This is a genomic window from Bifidobacterium sp. 2450 (genome assembly GCF_041900695.1).
Taxonomy (GTDB): Bacteria; Actinomycetota; Actinomycetes; order Actinomycetales; family Bifidobacteriaceae; genus Bifidobacterium; species Bifidobacterium longum.
Genome location: NZ_JBHEEA010000008.1, coordinates 41,832 through 59,916, shown reverse-complemented (window position 1 = coordinate 59,916; position 18,085 = coordinate 41,832). Strand labels below are relative to the sequence as shown.

Here is an 18,085-nt window from a genome sequence, read left to right as displayed (position 1 = left end):
GTTGGTTTCCTTTCCTTTGTTTCCTTGTTGTTGTTCGATTTCGTATGGAAATCTCACTCGGCGCCCCGGTCAGGAGACGTCGAAGAACACCGAGGGGTGCTCCAAAAATTGGGTGACGGCCACTGCCGCGGCGCCGGAAACGGCGGCGTCGGTCGGCAGGGTGGACAGGGTGATGGAGGTGGCGGCGTTGATCTCGGGGATGGCGCGTTCGGCCACCGTGGCGCGCACCTCATCGAGCAGCATCGGGCCGGCTTCGGCCACGATGTCGCCGATGATGATGTGCTCGGGATTGTATCCGTTGAAGATGGTGACGCATCCGTAGCCGACGTACCGGCCGATTTCGCGGACCATGGAAGCCGCGTCTTCGTCGCCGACGCTGGCCTTGGTAAACAGGGCGCGGGCGGCCTCGGCGTGGGTCATGTCGGCCGCGTCGGGGACCACGGTGCCGCTTTCGATGAGCATGTCGTGGATGGCGGGGGTGGAGCAGTAGCGTTCGAGGCAGCCGATGTTGCCGCAGTCGCAGGGCCGGCCGTTGACGTCGATGGAGATGTGGCCGATTTCGGTGGCGGCACCGAGGAAGCCGTTGATGAGGTGACCGTTGTCGATGACGCCGAGGCCCACGCCTTCGCCGACCAGATAATAGGCGAGGTTGCCGTCGGCGTGCACCGACGGGTCGAAGAGATAATGTGCGAGGGCGCCGGCGCGGGCGTCCTGTTCGATGAACACAGGCACGCGGAAGGCGGTGGCGAATTCGTCGATGAAGTTGATTTTGCGCCAGCCCTGCATGCTGGAGACCACGGCGGTGCGGCCCACGTTGCGCAGGTAGGGTCCGGGCACGGCCATGCCGATGGCCACGATGGACGGGTCGTTGTCGAGCAGCTGTTCGACGCGCTGGTGGATGATGGCAATGGTGTCGTCGATGGTGTTGTCGTAGACCGTGGGCAGGTTTTCAGAGCTCAGGGTGTTGCCGCACAGGTCGAACACGCCGATCTGCACCTGCGAGCGGGCGAATTTGATGCCGATGATGCGGAACCGCGTGGTGTCGAGTTTGAGACCGATGGAACGGCGGTTCTTGGAACCTTCCAAATCGCCGGTCTCTTCAATCATGCCGGCCTCGATAAGGCGTGCGGTGATTTTGGTGATGGCCGCTGGGGTGAGTTCCAGTGCCTTGGCGATTTGCGCGCGGGAGATGATGCCGTTGTGATACAGGTGCTTGACGATGCGGGAGCGGTTGGATTCGGAGACACTGGCCTGGGAAGTGGCATGGGTGGTGTTTGTTGCCATCGGTCTTAAGTCCTCCTTGTCTGCACCGCTGCGAGTCGTTCCGCTCGTCTTTGAATCTGAACTTGATTAAGATATTAACGCTGTTAATTGATTGTCGCAATCAATATGTCATTCGGCGTGTCGTGCATGTGAGTGTCGTCTTGGGGGAATTTGTTAGGATAGTTGTCAATAGTCGGATGTACACTGATATCAAGCGAAACGTTCGATGGAGAACAGGGGAGGACTGATGTCTGAAAACACTATGAACAATCTCAAAATCGGTGTTGACGTGGGTGGAACAAAAATCGAAGCTGTGCTGGTTGACGCAATGGGCACGGTATTGGGTTCCGCCCGTATTCCCGCCAGACATGGTAGTGCGCGCCATCGGCGACACTATCCAGATTTTGGCCCAATCCGTTGACCCGCGACTGATTGTCTTGGGCGGCGACATGGCCAAAACCGGCGAACCATTGGTCGAGGTGATCACGGCTGAGCTGCGCCGGCGCGAATCGCAATGCCGATTCCTCGAAACGCTGGGCCTGCCGGCCCGGCTGCGTCTGGCACCCGTCGGCCAACCAGTCGGAGCCATCGGTGCCGCCATGGCGGCGTAGCCTGGCATAGTGCGGGACATGGAAGATGGGGCCTCAGATTCGTCTCCGGGGCCCATCTTCCACGCAGTCCTATATCGCTTTATGTTGTGCTGTGCCGCGCTTGGTCTTGCGCGTTTCGTTGCCGGGGTGACCGGCTTTTATTTGGCCAAGTGTTGGAAGACCACGGCGATGGCCTCGCCCTGTACGGTGATGTCGGGTCCGCATTCGCAGCGCCGAATCACCGTGTGTTTGTGGAAGGACGAGGATGTGGCGGCATCCAGGTATTGCTGGGCCGCGTCAATGAACGTCGCGTTGATGATGTTCGGCTGGCCATAGACGCATACGTCTGCCATATCCAAAAGGCCCACAGGCATGGCCAGGGCTTGGCCAAGATAGCGGCCCGCCCGAGCAAGGATACCCTGATGCTGCTCCACGTCTGCCGCGCTGAGTTGCTTCTTCAATGCGGTTCCGGAAATCATCGTCTCCAGGCAACCGTGCTTGCCGCAAGGGCACAGCGGCCCGTCAAGATCGATGGAAATATGGCCGATCTCGCCAGCCGCGTGCAGTTCGCCGATTACCGGCGTGTCCGAAAGCAGAATCGCCGAACCGATGCCTCTTTCGATGCGCGCGAAAAGCATATTCGGCCCGCCTTGGCCAAAGAAACGTTCGGTGAGCATGGCTGCGGTGGCGTCGTTGCTGACGTTTACTTCAAGTCCGAAATGTTCGGCGATTGGCGTGGACAGGTCGAGATTGTTCCAGCCGCGCATCGTGGAGGAGCGGGCCACGCCGTTGTCTACCACGCCGGGGGAGGCGACTCCGATGCCGATGACCTCGCCGTCGGACATGCCCAGCATCTTCTCAATGAGCTCGATGATCACATCCACGGAAACGAATGAGCCGGTGTTCAGGGTGACTTCGGCGTGACGCAGCGGCTGGCCGAGCAGATTGGTGACTGCGCCGTGCAGCAGGTGCTCCTGCGTCAGGTCGATGCTGATGATGCGCAGTCGATCGATATCGATGCTCAGCAGTGTGCCTCGTTTGCCTTTGCCGCCGCTGGGTGCCTGACCGGTCTCGCGCAGCAATCCTTCCTCCAGCATCTGACCGACCACATCGGAAACGGCCACGCGGCTCAATCCGGTGCGTCGGCCGAGCTCGGCGCGCGAATACTGGTTGGTGGGGAACAACAACCTGAAGATAAGTTGGCGGTTCTTGCGGCGCACATCGGCGAGGGAAGCCTTGGCCGCATGGTCGGCGGTCGTTGTGTTGAGACCGAGATATGACATGTTTCCTCCTGCCTGATGGTGAGCGAGTGGACGGCGATTGTTGTTCCATACACAGCTTAGACGGTGAAGCGCAATTTCGTCGTTGAAACTGTTATGAAACTTCACTAATAAATTCCAGTGTACCTGTGTGAAGCGTCAGGAAACACCGTGAGTGTTCATAAGGTCCAAAATTGTTAGTATCATTAACAAATAGCGAATCACCAATCGGCGCTACGCCGAACGGTGGTTGGAACGCCGCGCGGCACCCGGACGTGACAAGGATGTTGTCATTATCCGCAAGACGGGCGGCGGTACAGCGACTCGCATCGGGCGGGCCGCACGGAACTGGAGGAAACCGATGCCGGAAATCATCATTGTCAAGGACGAAGCCGAGGCCGGCGAGATCTACGGCCGTTGCGTGGCGGGCCTGATCAAAGCAAAGCCGGACGCCGTGCTGGGCCTGGCCACTGGCTCCAGCCCGCTGGCCGCCTATCAGGCGCTCGCCAAGATCGTCAAGGACGAGGCCATTGACGTTTCGGGTGTGCGTGGTTTCGCGCTCGACGAATACATCGGACTGCCGCTGACCCATCCGGAGTCCTACCATGCGACCATCCATCGCACTGTGGTCGAACCGCTCGGCCTGGACCCGGCCAAGGTTCATGTGCCCGGCGACGTACTCAACGGCACTCCGCTTGAAGACGGCGACAAGGTCGCGCTGGCCGGCCCGGCCTATGATCGTGCCATCGAAGCCGCTGGCGGCATTGACGTGCAGATCCTCGGCATCGGCACCGACGGCCACGTCGGCTTCAACGAGCCCGGTTCCTCGCTGGCCTCCGGCACTCGCGTCAAGACCTTGGCCGAACAGACCCGCATCGACAACGCGCGCTTCTTCGACAACGACATCAACCAAGTGCCCACCCACTGCATCACGCAGGGTATTGGCACGATCATGAAGGCCCGTCACCTCGTGCTGCTGGCGTTCGGTGCCGGCAAGGCCGAAGCCATCGAGGAGACGGTGGAAGGCGGCGTGTCCGCGTTCTGCCCGGCTTCCGCGCTGCAGATGCACCCGCACGCCACGATTATCGTGGATGAGGAAGCCGTTTCTCGTCTGCGCCACAAGGACTACTACCGTTACGCCTACACCCACAAGCCGGCCTGGCAGGGCATCTGAGTCAATCGTGTGCTGGCTCTCGCTGGCGGGAGCTGTCGAATGTAATGAGACTGAGGGTGGTTATCAGCGGCGGCATATGTGTATTGCTTCCCGATTGGACCACCCTCAGTCTCGCTTCGCGAGCCAGCTCTCGCTGGCGGGAGCGCATGAGCGGTAAGGAGAACAACATGTCTGATAGGAACGAGATAGTCTCGCGCGTGACCGCGGCACTGGAGGGCAAGCCGGCTCCGGTGGCGATTCGCAACGCGCGCAAGGCGGATGCGTGCGGCGAACGGCGCGGATATTGGGTCGTCTCCGATGCCGCCGGCGTCATCGTGGCGGCCGGCACGGGGGAGGAGGCCTTCGAGCACTACTGCCGCACGGTGGAGCTCGATCCGGCCGATCGCAACGCGGTCATCGACGCCGAAGGCCGTATTCTGACCCCCGGCTACGTGGACATCCACGCGCACGGCGCATGGGAGAAGAGCTTCGATGACGGGTCGGATGGCATCGACGTGGCGCGGGCCGGACACGCCGTGCACGGCACCACGCGCCAGGTGCTCTCGCTGATCACCAATCCCGTGGACGTGATCTGTCGGAACATCCGCACCGTCCGCGCCAAGATGGAGTCCGGCCGCCCCGACATCCTAGGCTGCCATCTGGAAGGTCCGTTCCTGGCTCTGGCCCGCAAGGGCGCACATGACCCGGAATGTCTCAAGGATCCGGTACCCGACATCGTCGACGACATGCTTGAGGCTTCAGGCGCGGCGAACGGCAAGATTGGCTGCATCCGCCAGATCACCATCGCCCCCGAACTACCCCACGGCATCTCCGCCATCCGCCAGTTCGCCGCTGCCGGCGTGGTGCCGGCCGTGGGCCACTGCGACGCCGACTACGAGACCGCCAAAGCCGGCTTCGACGCGGGCGCGGGCATCATGACCCACATGTTCAACGCGATGAACGGCCTGCACCACTGCGAGCCCGGTCCGATTCCGGCCGCGGTGGAGGATCCTCGCGTCACCATCGAGCTCATCAACGACGGATTTCACGTGCAGGATCCGATGGTGAGCCTCTCCTTCCGGTTCGCGCCTCATCGTACGGCCTTCGTAACCGATGCAATGGCCGCGACCGACTGCCCGGACGGTGCCTACAAGTTGGGTGCACTGGACGTGAACGTGGTCGACGGGCATGCGCGCTTGGTCTCCAACAGCGCCATCGCCGGCTCCACTCTGCTGCTGGAGGTCGCCGTGCGCCGTGCGGTGTGCGAACTGGGCTTTAGCCCGGTGGACGCGGTCGAGGCGGCCACTCTGACGCCGGCCGAGGCGTTCGGCTTCGACCGGCCGAACCCGGTCACCGGGGCGCCTATCGGCCTCATCGCCCCCGGCTTCGCCGCCGATTTCAACCTTGCCGATCCGACCGATTGGACGGTCGAACAGGTGTGGTGCGCGGGCCGCAAGCTCAAGTAGCAGTAGGCCGACCGGTTGACGAATGGAAAGCATTCGTCTACAAACATGTTCAAATGGTGACATGATAGCATGTTCATCTCACCATTTGAACGTTATTCACGTCGTAATACAAGAATCCGTAATACTGCTCGATACCGCATAAAACCGGCCATGGTCGCCACAAGCGAAACATAAGTCGATGGCTGTGGAAACGCAGGGGTAACACATCCGCACCATAGTCAGGCGGTAATCCACGCCCGCAGTGATGACGTGGAAACGAGTTATGAGAGAGAGGATTCCTGTTGAATTCCAAGAAGATTCTGGCCGCCGCCGTCTCCGTGGTCGCCATCGCATCCCTGGCCGCCTGCGGCGGTGTGAAGGATGACACCACCGCTGCAGGCGATTCCGGCAACGCCATCACCATCGGCACCACCGATAAGATCACCAGCCTGGACCCCGCCGGCTCCTACGACAACGGCTCCTACGCCGTACAGATCCAGGTGTTCCCGTTCCTGTACGCCCAAGACTACAACACCTCCGAACTGAGCCCGGACATCGCCGCCGATGACGGTACCTGGAACGATGACGGCACCGAGTTCACCGTCAAGCTCAAGGACGGCCTGAAGTTTGCCAACGGCAACGACCTGACCGCTTCCGACGTCAAGTTCTCCTACGACCGCATCAAGAAGATCAACGACTCGAACGGCCCGAGCTCCCTGCTCGCCAACGTCGAATCCGTGACCGCTAAGGACGACACCACCGTGGTGTTCAAGGATTCCGTGCCTTTCGACGTGACTCTGAAGCAGGTCATGTCCAGCCCCGCCGGCCCGATCGTCGATGAGGATACCTTCGACGCCGACAAGCTCACCGACGCCGACACCATCGTCTCCAAAAAGGCCTTCGCCGGCCCGTACACGCTGACCGCCTTCAAGATCAACGAGTCCGCCGCCTACGCTAAGAACGACTCCTACAAGGGCCTGACCCCGGCCAAGAACTCCGCCGTGCAGGTCAAGTACTTCGCCGACGCCTCCAACCTCAAGATGGCCGTCCAGCAGGGCCAGGTCGACGTGGCCTATCGCTCCCTGAGCCCGACCGACATCGAGGACCTCTCCAAGGACTCCAAGGTCAAGGTCGTCAAGGGCCCGGGCGGTGAGGAGCGCTTCATCGCCTTCAACTTCAAGATTCAGCCCTACGGCGAATCCCAGCCCGACGCCGACGCCAACAAGGCCAAGGCCGTGCGCCAGGCCGTCGCCAACCTCATCGACCGCGAAGACCTCTCCACCAAGGTCTACAAGGGCACCTACACCCCGATGTACTCCTTCATCCCGGACGGCCTGACCGGTCACGATGACACGCTGAAGTCCGCCTACGGCGACGGCAACGGCAAGCCGAGCACCGAGAAGGCCAAGAAGGTCCTCGCCGACGCCGGCGTCACCACCCCGGTCGACCTCAAGCTCCAGTACAACAGCGACCACTATGGCTCCGCCTCCGCCGACGAGTACGCGGCCTTGAAGTCCCAGCTTGAGGAAGGCGGCCTGTTCAAGGTCGACCTGCAGTCCACCGAATGGACCCAGTACTCCAAGGACCGCGTGGTCACCGACGATTCCGACGGTGTGTACCCGGTCTACCAGCTCGGCTGGTTCCCGGACTACTCCGACCCGGACAACTACCTGTCCCCGTTCTTCCGCGACGGCAACTTCGTGAACAACGGCTACTCCAACAAGGAAGTCAACGACCTGATCGTCAAGCAGGCCGGCGAGAAGGATGCCACCGCCCGTGAGGACATCCTCAAGCAGGTCCAGAAGCTCGAGACCGAAGACCTCTCCACCATCCCGCTGCTGCAGGGTGCCCAGGTCGCCGTCACCGGCACCTCCGTGAAGGGTGTCACTCTCGACGCTTCCTTCCGCTTCCGCTACGCCTCCGTCACCAAGGGCTGATCCAGCATGAGCTCCCCTCTTTGAGTGGGGGAGCTGTCTGCCGACGGCAGACTGAGGGGAGCCCAACTCGTATGACTCCCCTCAGTCGGCTTCGCCGCCAGCTCCCCTCGGAGAGGGGAGCCTTTATTGCTTTATATACCGATTACCAACACCAAGGAGCATCGCGTGTCAGACAGCGCCACAGCGACCTCCAGCACCACTCCGGCGAAAGCCAAGACGAAGAAGAACCGACTGTCAGGTAGTTTCTTCCGCTTCGTGCTGACGAGGTTCCTTCTCATTATCCCCACCGTTTTCATTCTGGTCACCATCGTGTTCTTCGTGATGCGCGCCACCGGCGATCCGATTTCCGCCGCCCTGGGCGGCCGCCTGACACCCGCCGAACTCCAGCAGCGCATCCACGCGGCCGGCTATGACCGCCCGCTGATCGTGCAATACGTCGACTATCTTGGCGGTCTGCTGCACGGCGACCTCGGCACGACACTGACCGATAACCAGCCGGTGATCAGCATCCTTACGCACTACGGCGCCGCCACATTCGAACTGGCCTTCCTCGCCCTGATCGTGGCGCTGATCGTCGGCATCGGCCTGGGCCGACTCGCCGCCCGCAAGCGCGACCGTGCCGCCGACGCCGGCATCCGCACCTTCGCCATCCTGTGCTACGCCACCCCGGTGTTCTTCCTCGGCCTGGTCCTGAAGCTCATCTTCGCCGTCTGGCTCAACATCCTGCCCGCCTCCGGCCGCTCCGACCTGAACTCCGAAATGCAGTTCACCCGTCTGGTCTCGCCGACCGGCTTCTACGTCATCGACGCCATCCAGCTCGGCGACATGAACGTGCTCGTCGACGTGCTGCGCCATGCCGTGCTGCCGGCCGTCGCCCTAGGCCTCCTGACCGCCGGCGTGTTCATCCGTCTGGTACGCACCAACGTCATCTCCACCTACAATTCCGGCTACGTCGAGGCCGCCCGCTCGCGCGGCGTCTCCGAAAAGCGCCTGCTCAACAAGCACGCCTGGCGGCCGGCCCTGATCCCGATCATCACCGTCATGGGCATGCAGATCGCCCTGATGCTCGCCGGCGCGGTCCTGACCGAAACCACCTTCGAATGGAAGGGCTTGGGCTTCATGCTGTCCCAGTACCTGAAGGCCCGTGACTTCGTGGCCGTGCAGGGCATCGTGATCCTTATCGCCATCATTGTGGCCGTCGTCAACTTCCTCGTCGACGTCATCGCCGCGCTTATCGACCCGAGAGTGAGGTACTGAGATGACCACCACATCCCAAGACAAGATCACCGTTCCCGGTGACGACCGCCTCACCAAGCTCAACGTCAGCACCAAGACGCCGTTCTGGACCAAGATTCCAATCATCAAGGAACTGCGCGTGGCGGTCGGCTGGCAGAAGGGCATGCTGATCACCGGTCTCGCGATCACCGCGTTCTTCCTGCTCGCGGCCCTCTTCGCCCCGCTGATCGCCCCCTACGGCCACGCCCAGATCAAGGCCGCCGACGGCACGTCCTTCCCGGCGCAGGCCGCGCCCTCCGCCGAACACATCTGGGGCACCACCGCCGCCGGATTCGATGTGTTCTCCCGTGTGGTGTGGGGTGCCCGCACCGCCGTCATCGCCATCGTCGTGGCCGTGCTGCTCTCCATCTTCGCCGGCGTGCTGCTCGGCCTGGTGTCCGGCTACTACGGTGGCTGGGTGGACCGCATCCTGGTGATGATCGCCGACGCCGTCTACTCCTTCCCCTCGCTGCTGCTCGCCATTCTGATGGCCATCATGATCTCCCACGGCCAGTCCGGCCTGTGGAGCGGCATCCTGGCCTCCGGCATCTCCATCACCGTGGTGTACATCCCGCAGTATTTCCGCACAATTCGCGCCGAAGTGATCCGCATCAAGGAATCCGCGTATGTCGAGTCCGCGCGCGTGGTCGGCGCCTCCACCTGGCGCATCATGACCAAGCACCTGTTCAAGAACTCCACCCGCACGCTGCCGGTGATCCTGACGCTGAACTCGTCCGAAGCCATCCTGACCCTCGCCGGCCTGGGCTTCCTCGGCTTCGGCATCGAGCCGACCGCCGCCGCCGAATGGGGGTACGACCTGAACCGTTCGGTTTCCGACGTGACCGCCGGCATCTGGTGGACCGCCGTGTTCCCGGGCATCGCCATCGTGCTTATCGTGCTCGGCATCACGCTCGTGGGCGAATCGCTCAACGATCTGGCCGACCCGCGTCTGCGCGCCCGCAAGTCCGCCGGCGAAGTGGTCGGATCGATCGAAGACACGTCCGTCGACCCAAACGAGAAGCCGTCCGCACGCAACGAGGTGATCGCCGAACTCGACGCGAACGTCGACCCGCCGGCCACCGTCACCGACCATGACCCGACCATCGTCGCCTCTGAATGGACTGGCGAGGGCAAGCCGGAAGGCAAGGAGTGAGAGATGAGCGAAGACAACAAGAATCTCGCCGATATCAAGGACCTGTCCGTCTCCTTCATGACCGACGCCGGCTCCATCAAGGCCGTCGAGGACGTGAACTTCACCATTCCGCGCAAGACCGTGGTCGGCGTGGTCGGCGAATCCGGTTCCGGCAAGTCCGTGACCGCGCGCTCCATCATCAAGCTGCTGCCGGAGACGGCCACCACCTCCGGTGCCGTCTACCTGTCCAAGCGCGATGGCTCCGATTCGCTGGACGTGCTCTCCCTGAGCGGCGAACAGCTGCGCGAAGTGCGTGGTTCCGAGGCCGCGATGGTGTTCCAGGAGCCCAATTCGGTGCTGAACCCGGTGTACACCATCGGCTGGCAGATTGAAGAGGGCCTGCGCGCCCACGGCATGAAGGACAAGAAGGAACTGCGCGCCAAGGCCATCGACATCCTGAAGAAGGTCGGCATCCCGGATGCCGAAACCCGCGTGGACTACTACCCGCACCAGTTCTCCGGCGGCCAGAAGCAGCGCATCGTCATCGCCATGGCGTTGGTGCTGAACCCCGGCCTGATTCTGGCCGACGAGCCCACCACTGCCCTCGACGTGACCGTGCAGGCCGAAATTCTCGACCTGCTGCGCCTCGCCCGTGACGAGTTCGACGCCTCCGTGCTCATCATCACCCACAACATGGGCGTGATCGCGGACATCGCCGACCAGGTGGTCGTCATGTACCGCGGCCACGTGGTCGAGCAGGGCGACGTGGAGCAGATCTTCTACCATCCGAAGGACGACTACACCAAGCGACTGCTGGGTGCCGTGCCGTGCATCGGTCAGAAGCTGGTCGTGCGCGACCGCGAGGGCAAGCCGATCGAGCGCAAGGCCGATTGGCGCGAACAGCCGATCGCCGTCGAGGCCAAGAACCTGACCATCACGTACCCGGGCCATCTCATGCAGTCCGACTTCAAGGCCGTGGACGGCGCGAACTTCACCATCCACCGCTCCGAAGTGCTGGGCTTGGTGGGCGAGTCCGGTTCCGGCAAGTCCACCACCGGCCGTGCCATCGCCGGCCTGCAGAAGGTGTCCGGCGGCTCCCTGAACGTGCTTGGCATCGAGATGAACGGCGTCAAGGAGCGTGACTTCAAGCCCAAGCGCGCGGACATTGGTTTCGTGTTCCAGGATCCGGGCTCCTCGTTCAACCCGCTGATGACCATCGCGGAGAATGTGGCCGAGCCGCTGCTCGTGCACCACAAGTACGGTTCCGTGGCCGAGGCCAAGAACTATGTGGGCGACCTGCTGGAGATGGTCCAGCTGCCGCGCGCCTACATGAACCGTTTCCCGCATGAGCTGTCCGGCGGCCAGCGCCAGAGGGCGTCTTTGGCGCGTGGTTTGGCGTTGAAGCCGTCGCTGCTGATTGCCGATGAGCCGACTTCTGCATTGGACGTGTCGGTGCAGGCCAAGGTGTTGGAGCTGTTCAAGCGACTGCAGGCGGAAATCGGCTTCGCGTGCCTGTTCATCACCCATGATTTGGCGGTGGTCGATATGCTCGCCGACCGCATCATGGTGATGCATAAGGGCCAGATCGTGGAGCACGGCGATGCCGACCAGATTATGCAGCACCCGGAGAACCCGTACACCAAGAAGCTGCTGGCCTCCCTGCCCGTGCCCGACCCGCGCGAACAGCAGCAGCACCGCGCCTACCTCCACGAGCTCCTAGCCCAAGAGGCGTAATCGCATAGCATTGGAGCTCCCTCGTCAGAGGGAGCTAACTTTATATCCGCTAGTACTGCTGCCCATCGAACTGGAACAGGGCGTGGGCGTCGCCGTGCTTTTTGTTCTCGATGTAAGTATGGAACAGCTCCAGCCGCTCGCTCGTGCTGGCCGCTAGGGGAGTGGGCAGGTCATCCAGATCGAACCAGCCGACGCTGAGGCTTTCCTCGTCGCCCACGAATGGCTCGGCATTGCCGCCGGGTTTCAGGGCACACAGGAACGAATGATCCATGTACATGGTGTTGTCGCCATTGACGTAGGTCAGCACCTTGTTTGACGAGGTGACGGCCACTAAATCGGTGACGATGGCATCGATGCCCGTCTCCTCCTTGATTTCGCGCACCACCGTGTCCGCCGGCTGTTCGCCCGGCTCGTTGATGCCGTAGACCATCGCCCATTCGCCCGTGTCCGAACGACGACCCAACAGCAGTTGACCATGTTCGTTCAGTACACAACCGGTCACGCCATTGAGCCACAACAGATCATGGCCGATCTTCTTACGCAATTCCAACACAAATTCCGGAGTGGACACATTGCCTCTTTAGTAGAAAAGAAGCTCCCTCATCAGAGGGAGCTTAGGTTACTTCGCCTGGGCAGCCTGCTCGGCCATCCAGGCTTCGACGTCGTCGATCTGCTTCGGGATGCCGGCGGAAATCCATTCGGGGCCGTTCTCGGTCATGAGCACGTCGTCCTCGATGCGGATGCCGATGCCGCGGTATTCCGGCGGAATCAGCAGATCATCCTCGCGGAAGTACAGGCCGGGCTCGATCGTGAAGATCATGCCCGGGCGAATCGGCGCGCCCTGATAGGACTCGAAACGGGCCTGCGCGCAATCATGCACATCAAGACCCAGGTGGTGGGCCACGCCGCAGGCGAGCCAACGGCGGTGCTGCTGGCCTTGCGGAGACAGCGACTCCTCGACGCTCACCGGCAGCAGACCCCAATCGTGCAGACGCTCGGCGATCACACGCATGCAGGCGTGGTGGATGTCGGAGTAGGTGGCACCCGGCTTGGCGGCTTCGAAACCGGCCTGCTGCGAGTCGAGCACGGCCTGGTACAGACGCTTCTGGAAGTCGGTGAACTTGCCGTTGGTCGGGAAGGTACGGGTGATGTCGGCCGTGTACAGGGAATCGACCTCAACGCCGGCATCCACCAGCAGCATGTCGCCGGTCTTCACCACACCGGTGTTGCGCATCCAGTGCAGAATCGGGGCGTGGGGGCCGGAGGCCACGATGGAGTCGTAACCGACGGCGTTGCCCAGTTCACGGGACACGGCGTTGAACGCGCCTTCGAGGATACGTTCGGAGCGCGGCTTGTCGAGCGCGGCCGGCAGTGCGGAGAGCAGACGGTCGAAGCCATGCTTGGTGGCGTCCACGGCCTTGCGCATTTCGTTGATTTCGTAGCCGTCCTTGACCATGCGTGCCTCGGCGGCGAACTCGTGCAGCTTGTCGTCGGATGCGGAGTTCTTGTCCGGATCGGCGAAACCGTTGGCCTCGCGGATGGATTCAACCATCGAAGTGATTTGCGGGTCGGTTTCGCTGACCACGCGCACGCGTACGGCGCCGGCTTCGGCGCCCACGTCCTTGGACAGGGCGTCGGCCAGCTGGGCGATGTCGTGGGTTTCGATGCCGGTCATCGCCTGCATCTCCTTGAGGCCAGCACGCGGGCCAACCCAGTATTCGCCGTAGTGGGCGGACATGAAGAAGTCCTCGGTGGAATTGTCGGCGCGCGGCGCCACGAACAGTTCCGGAGTGTGCGTCTTGCCGGCGGCGGCCTCGGGGGAGTCCGGATCGACCGGGTTCAACACCAGCACGGCACCGGCTTCGTAATCGGAACCCAGACCGGTGTAGTAGGCGAACGTGGTGTCCGGACGGAACATGTAATCGCAATCATTGTTGCGCACCTTCGGCTGGCCGGCCGGAATGACCAGACGTTCGCCCGGGAAGGCCTTGCCCAGCGCCTCAAGGCGGGCTGGCGTGAACTTGGAGGATTCGAGAGGCTTGATCTCCGGATCATCATCGGCCCAGCCGGACTTCATGAACTCCTTGAATGCAGCCGACTGCGGGCGCAGCGAGCGGTTGTTCACACGGTCGCTCATCGACTGGTTCGCGCCCGGCGCAGTAACGCGCTCTTCGGCCTCATATTCCTTGTCCTTGGCGGTGATCACTTCACCCATTGCCACTCTCCTGTATGTAGTTGTTGTCGAATCATCGATTCCCACCTCATATTAGTCGGCTTTATGCGATGTGCCACGATTGACGGCTGGCGGTAAAACCGAGTACGGAATTTGGACGGTCTTCTGGACATGCCCATATGGCGAGTGCGGCGGGCTGGAATGCGGGCCCGTTTATTGTTCTCGGTAGGGAAGGAGAGGGGCATGGGCTTGGGCTGGAGCTTGCCGATTGATATTGACATATTCTGCGGGCTGAATCCATGTGAACCCATGCGATGAAGGTTTATCGCGTCGCGGGACTCACTGCTATGCGGAGGTCTCCACCTGAGGCACCCCGGCTTTGATCAGTTTTACCCGCAGCGGAGTGCGTTCGATGACGTCGGCGTATGTGAAATGGACGATTTCGGTGGCACCGGCTCGTTTCAGTACCTCGTCGCGTGCACGTTCCTTGGCCACCACCTCCTGAATGCTGCGGTTATCGGTCATGGCTGGGTCCACGTATTTTTGTGTGCCGTCGTATTCGGCCACTATCACGCGCCCGTCATCGAGCTTCCATACGAAATCAACGCGGTACTCGGTATTCGTCTGCGGGTCGGTCACCGTTACCTGAATACGCGGCGTGAGGAAGCGGTCTTCGATGATGGTGCCTCGCGCGAGGGATTCTCCACCATTCTCGCTCCTTTCGCTTGCATAGCGCAGCAGGCGGAATACTCGGGCATAATCGATTCTCCATTGAACGCAGTCGGCGGCTATCTCTTCCTTGGTTATTCCCTTGGCAAGGGCCGAGTCAAAGATCGGCAACGCAAACCGAAAATCAAGGTCTATAGCGGCCTCGACCAAGGTTCTAGCCGGTGATATCAGGGATAGGCCGGAGGCCTCGTAATGTGTCTTCGGACTGTTCATATCGGGCATATAGACATGTCGTAAGCGCTGATGGCATTGACGAGATCCATGATCGGAAGTCACGATGGTTATGCAGCCATCATGCAAATGCCATTGATGTTCGAATCCATAGGCACTTACTGCCACCAAGCCGCCAAAAACCCACTGAGGATGCTCTTGCGCAAGAGCGCGGGCCATATGCAACGTTCGCTCCGGCGGCGTCAAACCATCCCAGTATGCGGTATTTGCATAAAGACTGGGAATGCCGTCATACACTTTCAACAACTCACCACTCTGGGCACGGCGGCGTAGAGCGGTTTGTTCCGCTTCATTTCTTGAATAGACGCATCTCAGCTCATTCTGCGCGGCTGATATGAGCGAGACCACTGCTTTGTGTGTCTTCATGACGTCGAGCGTAGCCGGAACGAAGCAGCGTAAGTATGAATTTCAGCCATTGTGGTTCTAGCCTCGGAGCTTGGCTGTCTTGGAGTGAGATATTCCCGATAATTTCAAGGTATTAGGCCGTTAATTCGGAATAGTGGATAACATACAAAACTTATCCACCATCAGTAATGTCATTCGAACAACGTGCTTTGGGGATTCGAACAAGATATCATCGGCGAAGGCGGATGTAGCTGGTAGAGGGCGGTGAATTGACGGTTAACGGTGCTTATGCTTTGTACGTCCTCGGTGCTGGTTCAGATATTGGCTGGCTTCTGTCTGAGTGTGGAATCTAGCGTCGGCGTGAGTCCAATGGTTGTATCGTGGCCGACGATTTGCTGCAATTTATTGGCGGCATAGATCCAGGGCTTGGACGGCTGCCGACGGTGAGAGCAGTCATAACAGTGAATGAGCCTCTGCGAGTTCAAAAGATGATGTAGAGGACGTTTGTGAGAGTCGTTTCCGGGGCAAGACATGGTCGATTGACGACGTTGAAATTTCTCAACGACGGCAGAATGGCATGCCTTGGCGAGGAGACGACACTGAGAGGCGATGGAGTCGGGATTAATCCAGGTTTTGGCCAGCTACCGACTCGCAAGAGCATCATAGCGTCGGTGTGCCGCCAGAAGCTGGCACTGTACCGACGCTGAATAGCATCAGCGTCGCCGGACATACAAGTTTTGGATTGCAGCCGACTAAGTATGGGATGCCGACGGCAAGAGCCGCATTGCAACTATATGAGACGGCTTCACTGTGCGCGCTGCAGGTAGAGACTGCTCGCGCGGCGGCGACATATGAGACGGTTTCACTGTGCGGGCACGATAAACCACCCCGGCGGCTAGGATAGAGGGAATTGAGGGAGTGCGGCTCCACGCGTGAAGGCAAGAATCCCGAACCATGCAGGGCAAACCTGTGCAAGGGGAGCTTCCTGCGCATGCGGAAGCGGAATATATGCGGGCATGCGTAGACATGACGAGAATGGCGCGAACACGTAAGTGGCATACGCACTCCGAACGGTGCAACAGCAACACGAGCAGAGGTTAGAAGAGGATATGTCATTCGAGCATCCGAATCGGAACAATGAGAGCATGCGGGACGTCGAACTGGACATCATGAGCCGCCCGCCGGAGCATAACACCACCAATCTGGATCTCGACCGGATGAACCTGATGCTCGACATCCTGGGCCACCCGGAGCAGTCGTTCCGCGTGATTCATATCACCGGCACCAACGGCAAAGGCTCCACCGCACGCATGGCCGAGGCCATCTGCCGCGCCTACGGCATGCGCACCGGCCTGTACACTTCGCCGCATCTGGAGAAGATCAACGAGCGTATCGCCATCGACGGCCAGCAGCTGTCCGACGACGATTTCATCGACATCTGGGACCAGACCAAGGATCTCGTGGCCCTGGTGGACGCCAAGATGGAGGAGCAGGGCAAGCCGAAGATGAGCTTCTTCGAAGTGCTCACCGCCATGGCCATCTGGAAGTTCGCCGACACGCCCGTGGACGTGGCCATCGTCGAGGTCGGCATGGGAGGCCTGTGGGACGCCACCAACGTGCTCAACGCGGATGCGGCCATCATTGGCCCGGTGGACATGGACCACATGCAGTGGCTGGGCGACACCGTCGAACAAATCGCCACCGAAAAGGCCGGCATCATCAAGCCGAACTGCACCGCCATCATCGGCCCGCAGCCGCATGAGGAAGCCGTCATGCCGATTCTCACCGATGCCGCCGAACGCAACCACGCCATGCTCGTGCGCGACGGCTACGAAATGACCGTGTCCGACCGCATGTCCGCAGTCGGCGGCCAAGTCGCCACCTTGACCACGCCCAACGGCACTTACGAGGGCGTGCCGATCGCCAAGTTCGGCGAGCATCAGGCCCACAACGCGCTTGCCGCGCTCGCCGCCTCCGAAGTGGTGATTCCGGTCAACGGCCCGCTGGACGGCGACTTGGTGGCCGAGGCGTTGAGCTCGGTCAAGATTCCCGGACGCATCGAACAGATCCGCACCTCACCGACCATCATTCTGGATGGCGGACACAACGTGAATGCCGCCGAAGCCCTGCGCAAGGCCATCGAGGAAAGCTACGACTTCAAGCAGCTGGTCGGTGTGGTCGCCATGATGCGCGACAAGCAGGTCGAGGAATATCTGGGCGTTCTGGAGCCGATCCTGAGCTCCGTGGTGGTCACCGAGAACTCGTGGCGCGAGCGCGTGATGCCGGCCGACGAGCTCGAGAAGATTGCCGTGGACGTGTTCGGTCGTGACCGTGTGATCAAGGAAGCGAACCTGCCTGACGCGATTCAGACCGCCGTCAATATGGTCGATGCCGAGGACGAGCTGGGCGTGGGCTACGGCCACGGCGTGCTTATCTGCGGCAGCTTCGTCACCGCCGGCGACGCACGCCTGATGCTTGAGGGGCACGCCAGCCCCACGATGAGGCAGGCTATGGCCGTTCATCAGCCGGCGGCTGACCCGGACGATTCGGATCAGACGGCAGATAAGGCCGAGGATGAGGCCGCCGACAACCTCGAGGATTCGGTAAGCCCGGACGACTTCGACGTGTTCGACGTCCTCGGCCTCGGCAAGGAACAGGCCAGTGACGCCGGTAACGCCGGCACCGGCACGGCCAGTGCCGACACCGACAACACTGACACAGCCAGCGCCGACACCGGCACCGACGATTCCGCCGACGTCCGGTAACCCGCATCCAAGGCATATCGGATATCCGGACACCCGACACACGGAAAACAGTCT

12 protein-coding genes and 1 pseudogene are annotated in these 18,085 nt (G+C 61.3%); 8 read left to right on the top strand and 5 right to left on the bottom strand.

Features of this window, described 5'->3' with window-relative positions; all coding sequences use genetic code 11:
- Positions 1-69 precede the first annotated feature (69 nt).
- Positions 70-1,284, bottom strand: a complete 1,215-nt coding sequence (locus tag ACEUKI_RS06160; protein ID WP_115770070.1) for an ROK family transcriptional regulator — start codon at positions 1,282-1,284, stop codon at positions 70-72.
- Positions 1,285-1,628: 344 nt separating this feature from the next.
- On the opposite strand from ACEUKI_RS06160, the pseudogene ACEUKI_RS06155 reads away from it, so the two are divergent.
- Positions 1,629-1,874 (top strand): annotated as a pseudogene (locus ACEUKI_RS06155) (ROK family protein); the annotation flags it as partial.
- A 137-nt stretch (positions 1,875-2,011) separates the two neighbouring features.
- On the opposite strand, the gene ACEUKI_RS06150 reads toward ACEUKI_RS06155, so the two are convergent.
- A complete protein-coding gene (locus tag ACEUKI_RS06150; protein ID WP_080784554.1) occupies positions 2,012-3,136 on the bottom strand; it encodes an ROK family transcriptional regulator in 1,125 nt (374 codons plus the stop codon).
- 337 nt (positions 3,137-3,473) lie between these two features.
- On the opposite strand from ACEUKI_RS06150, the gene nagB reads away from it, so the two are divergent.
- From nagB to ACEUKI_RS06120, 6 genes are all read left to right on the top strand, one after another.
- Positions 3,474-4,286, top strand: a complete 813-nt coding sequence (gene nagB, locus ACEUKI_RS06145) for a glucosamine-6-phosphate deaminase (RefSeq protein ID WP_144169850.1) — start codon at positions 3,474-3,476, stop codon at positions 4,284-4,286.
- A 167-nt stretch (positions 4,287-4,453) separates the two neighbouring features.
- A complete protein-coding gene (locus ACEUKI_RS06140; protein WP_144169851.1) occupies positions 4,454-5,731 on the top strand; it encodes an N-acetylglucosamine-6-phosphate deacetylase in 1,278 nt (425 codons plus the stop codon).
- Between the two features lie 281 nt (positions 5,732-6,012).
- The gene (locus ACEUKI_RS06135) at positions 6,013-7,647 is read left to right on the top strand and encodes an ABC transporter substrate-binding protein (protein ID WP_144169852.1); all 1,635 of its coding nucleotides are present in this window, start codon (positions 6,013-6,015) and stop codon (positions 7,645-7,647) included.
- Between the two features lie 165 nt (positions 7,648-7,812).
- Positions 7,813-8,904 carry an ABC transporter permease gene (locus tag ACEUKI_RS06130; protein ID WP_115770576.1) on the top strand — a complete coding sequence of 364 codons (1,092 nt, stop codon included), beginning with the start codon at positions 7,813-7,815 and terminating at the stop codon, positions 8,902-8,904.
- Position 8,905: 1 nt separating this feature from the next.
- A complete protein-coding gene (locus tag ACEUKI_RS06125; protein WP_144169853.1) occupies positions 8,906-10,075 on the top strand; it encodes an ABC transporter permease in 1,170 nt (389 codons plus the stop codon).
- 3 nt (positions 10,076-10,078) lie between these two features.
- Positions 10,079-11,788 (top strand): ABC transporter ATP-binding protein, encoded by a 1,710-nt coding sequence (locus ACEUKI_RS06120; protein WP_115770574.1) that lies wholly within the window; start codon positions 10,079-10,081, stop codon positions 11,786-11,788.
- A gap of 49 nt (positions 11,789-11,837) precedes the next feature.
- Here the strand turns inward: ACEUKI_RS06120 and ACEUKI_RS06115 are convergent, their stop codons facing one another.
- The 3 genes from ACEUKI_RS06115 to ACEUKI_RS06105 all read right to left on the bottom strand — a co-directional run bounded on the left by ACEUKI_RS06115 (position 11,838) and on the right by ACEUKI_RS06105 (position 15,158).
- Positions 11,838-12,359, bottom strand: a complete 522-nt coding sequence (locus ACEUKI_RS06115) for an NUDIX domain-containing protein (protein WP_080784569.1) — start codon at positions 12,357-12,359, stop codon at positions 11,838-11,840.
- A 48-nt stretch (positions 12,360-12,407) separates the two neighbouring features.
- Positions 12,408-14,003, bottom strand: coding sequence for an aminopeptidase P family protein (locus ACEUKI_RS06110; protein WP_080784571.1), 1,596 nt, complete (start codon positions 14,001-14,003; stop codon positions 12,408-12,410).
- A 303-nt stretch (positions 14,004-14,306) separates the two neighbouring features.
- On the bottom strand, positions 14,307-15,158 hold the full coding sequence (locus ACEUKI_RS06105) for a hypothetical protein (RefSeq protein WP_179133368.1): 852 nt from the start codon (positions 15,156-15,158) through the stop codon (positions 14,307-14,309).
- A 1,253-nt stretch (positions 15,159-16,411) separates the two neighbouring features.
- On the opposite strand from ACEUKI_RS06105, the gene ACEUKI_RS06100 reads away from it, so the two are divergent.
- Positions 16,412-18,031: a folylpolyglutamate synthase/dihydrofolate synthase family protein gene (locus ACEUKI_RS06100; protein WP_374156617.1), complete on the top strand. Its 1,620-nt coding sequence runs from the start codon at positions 16,412-16,414 to the stop codon at positions 18,029-18,031.
- Positions 18,032-18,085 lie beyond the last annotated feature (54 nt).

Coding starts and splice junctions, on each gene's coding strand:
- ACEUKI_RS06160 (WP_115770070.1), bottom strand. CDS start 1,284: ATGGCAACAAACACCACCCATGCCACTTCCCAGGCCAGTGTCTCCGAA.
- ACEUKI_RS06150 (WP_080784554.1), bottom strand. CDS start 3,136: ATGTCATATCTCGGTCTCAACACAACGACCGCCGACCATGCGGCCAAG.
- nagB (WP_144169850.1), top strand. CDS start 3,474: ATGCCGGAAATCATCATTGTCAAGGACGAAGCCGAGGCCGGCGAGATC.
- ACEUKI_RS06140 (WP_144169851.1), top strand. CDS start 4,454: ATGTCTGATAGGAACGAGATAGTCTCGCGCGTGACCGCGGCACTGGAG.
- ACEUKI_RS06125 (WP_144169853.1), top strand. CDS start 8,906: ATGACCACCACATCCCAAGACAAGATCACCGTTCCCGGTGACGACCGC.
- ACEUKI_RS06120 (WP_115770574.1), top strand. CDS start 10,079: ATGAGCGAAGACAACAAGAATCTCGCCGATATCAAGGACCTGTCCGTC.
- ACEUKI_RS06110 (WP_080784571.1), bottom strand. CDS start 14,003: ATGGGTGAAGTGATCACCGCCAAGGACAAGGAATATGAGGCCGAAGAG.
- ACEUKI_RS06100 (WP_374156617.1), top strand. CDS start 16,412: ATGCGGGACGTCGAACTGGACATCATGAGCCGCCCGCCGGAGCATAAC.